This is a genomic window from Mesorhizobium sp. M2A.F.Ca.ET.067.02.1.1 (genome assembly GCF_004023285.1).
In the GTDB taxonomy this organism is placed as follows: Bacteria; Pseudomonadota; Alphaproteobacteria; order Rhizobiales; family Rhizobiaceae; genus Mesorhizobium.
This window is the reverse complement of record NZ_RZSB01000764.1, coordinates 1-2,839: the sequence shown is the minus strand read 5'-3', so window position 1 is coordinate 2,839 and position 2,839 is coordinate 1. Positions and strand designations below refer to the sequence as shown.

3 protein-coding genes are annotated in these 2,839 nt (G+C 62.1%); all 3 read left to right on the top strand.

Annotation, left to right across the window (positions count from 1 at the left end; all coding sequences use genetic code 11):
• Positions 1-504, top strand: a 504-nt coding sequence (locus EOA28_RS31425) for an ATP-binding cassette domain-containing protein (protein ID WP_128315643.1), incomplete at its 5' end; no start/stop codon positions are given.
• The gene (locus EOA28_RS31420; RefSeq protein WP_126082683.1) at positions 501-1,823 is read left to right on the top strand and encodes an HlyD family type I secretion periplasmic adaptor subunit; all 1,323 of its coding nucleotides are present in this window, start codon (positions 501-503) and stop codon (positions 1,821-1,823) included. The genes EOA28_RS31425 and EOA28_RS31420, both read left to right, overlap by 4 nt.
• A gap of 278 nt (positions 1,824-2,101) precedes the next feature.
• Positions 2,102-2,827, top strand: a complete 726-nt coding sequence (locus tag EOA28_RS31415; RefSeq protein ID WP_128315642.1) for a class II aldolase/adducin family protein — start codon at positions 2,102-2,104, stop codon at positions 2,825-2,827.
• The last annotated feature ends 12 nt before the right edge of the window (positions 2,828-2,839 follow it).

Sequence of the window (2,839 nt, the reverse complement as noted above, 5' to 3'; positions counted from 1 at the left end):
AATGTCGGCGTCGTGATGCAGCAGTGCTTTCTGTTTCGCGGCACCGTGCGCGAGAACATCGGCGCGACCAGGCCAGATGCAACCCTGGAGGAGATCGTCCACGCCGCGACGATGGCGGGTGCCGACGAGTTCATCAAACTACTGCCGCAGGGCTACGACACCTTGCTCGAGGAGGGCGGCACCAACCTGTCGGGCGGCCAGCAGCAGCGCCTGTCGATCGCCCGTGCCTTGCTGCGCCAACCGCGCATCCTCATCCTGGACGAGGCGACCTCCGCGCTTGATCCCGAGAGCGAGGCGATCGTCCAGGCAAACCTTGCCCGCATTGCCGAGGGGCGAACCGTGGTCATGGTTTCGCACCGTCTGTCCTCGCTCGTCGCAGCGGATGCCATTGTCGTGCTCGATCGCGGCCGGATCGTCGATCACGGGAAACATGGCGAACTTCTGTCCCGTTGCATGACTTACCGACAGCTTTGGAACCAGCAGAACAGGCACCTTGCCCGATGAGCACGCTCCTTCCAGCGGTGAGAGACTTTCAAAGCGATGCACGCAAGATTGACGAGCGGCGCCCGCCCTGGGTCGTGGGAGCCACGCTGTACGTACTTGTCGCGGTCATCATGGTCGCTGGCATTTGGGCGTCGGTAGCCAAGGTCGACCAGATCGTGGTCGCACCGGGCAAGCTGGTGACGACGGCCTCGACGATTGTGGTGCAGCCGCTCGAGATTTCGACCGTGCGCAGCATCGACGCCAAGGTGGGCGACATCGTGCGGAAAGGCGACGCATTGGCGACCCTCGACGCGACGTTCAGCGAAGCCGATGCCGATCAATTGCGGGGAAAGGTCGCGAGCCTCGCCGCGCAAATCGGGCGGCTCGAGTCCGAGCTCGACGACCGGCCATACAACCCCCAAAACCTGGATGACGAAGCGCGCCTGCAGTCGACGATATGGATCCGGAGGGTAGAGGAGAACAAGGCGAAGCTGGCTTCTTACGATCGGCAGATCCGCAATGTTCAAGCCCAGATGGCGACCAAGAGCGCCGATCGCGAGGCATTGGAGGTTCGCCTTGGCGTGGCGAAAGATCTTGAGACGATGCGGGACGTTCTGCTGAAGAGGGAGGTCGGCTCGAAGGTCGACTATCTGTCTGCCAAGGGTCAGCGGCTGCAGGTCGAGCAGGAAATGCTGCTCGCGGGCAACAACATGGCTGAGCTCGAGGAGAATGTGGAACGCTTGAAGGCCGAGGAAGCGGCTTACCTCGCAGAGTTCCGCCAGAAGACCGCCGAGGAACTAGTCCAAGCGCGCCGCGATCACGATGCCGCGGCCAGGGAACTCGACAAGGCGCTGCGGCGGAAGGCTGTCACGGTGCTAACCGCACCCGCCGACGCGATCGTGCTCGAAGTGGCGCAGCGCTCTGTTGGCTCGGTATTGAAAGAAGCAGAGCCGCTTTATACGCTCGTTCCTCTGGGTTCTCCATTGGAGGCAGAAGTCTCTGTCCAGGGGCTCGATGTCGGCCATGTCGAGGCCGGCAGTGAAGTTCGCCTGAAACTCGAGGCGTGGGCCTTCCAGAAGCACGGTACCCTGTCCGGTAAGGTTCGAACCGTCTCGGACGACACCTTCACACAGGATCCGAAGAATGGTGGGCAACAACGTCCTTATTACAAGGCACGGGTGGAATTGACCGCGACCGATCTGCGTGATGTGCCGAGCAGTTTCCGCTTGATTCCTGGCATGGCAGTGACCGCGGAGATCAAGGCCGGCGACCGCACGATCTTGTCATATTTCCTCTATCCGCTCCTGCGTGGTCTCGACGAAAGCATCCGCGAACCCTGAGTCGCGAAGCTAATGCGAACCGACGTCCGCCGGAGCGAGTGGTCACTTATGGGGCTTCATAGCACACGCATTTGACCCCTCGTTCTGACGCTGTTTACGTCGGACTGACAGGCCGAGCAGTTCTCCGGCCGATGCCCGCCAGAGGCCGCGGATTAAAGCGTCGTTCACCGCAGCCACACTATTCCCGCACACCGCCGCTCAATGAAAACCAAGCGGACGTTATTGACCTGTATACAGGAGTTCAGGTATGCCGATCGTTAACAGGAGGCGACCTGCAAATGACTTCATCCACCGAGACGGCGATGCGCCAGGAACTTGCGGCGGCTTACAGGCTAATTGCCCATTTCGGCATGGACGACCTGATCCACACTCATATTTCGGCGCGATTGCCCGAAGAGCCGAACCACCTGCTGATCAACCGTTATGGCGACCTGTTCGGGGAAGTCACCGCGGACTCGCTTGCGGTGATCGACCATCAAGGACGCCAGATGCGGGGCACGCAGGTTCCGATCAACACGGCAGGCATCGTCATCCACACGGCAGTCCATTCGGCACGGCCCGACGCTATCTGCGTCATGCACACGCACACCGCCGCGGGCGTCGCGGTCAGTTGCCTTGAAGAAGGCCTGCTGCCGCTTAACCAGACCGCCCTGCTCTTCTACGGCCGTGTCGGATATCACGCTTTCGAGGAGATCGCTCTCGACCGGGACGAGCAGCAGCGCCTCGTCGCCGATCTCGGCGACAATCGCGCCATGATCCTGCGCAACCATGGCCTGCTGACGGTTGGCCGTTCCGTCGGCGAGGCGTTTTCCCTGATGTACAACCTCGAGCAGGCGTGCCGCATCCAGCTTGCCGTGCTTGGCAGCGGCCGGCCCGTGCATCTTCCGTCCAGCGACGTGTGCGAACGCACCGCCGCGCAATATGAGGCCGATCCGGACGGCGCCGCCGAACTGGAGTGGCTGGCATTGCGTCGGCTCTCGGGCCTCGTCTTCGACGGCCGTTGACGCCGTGCGGGT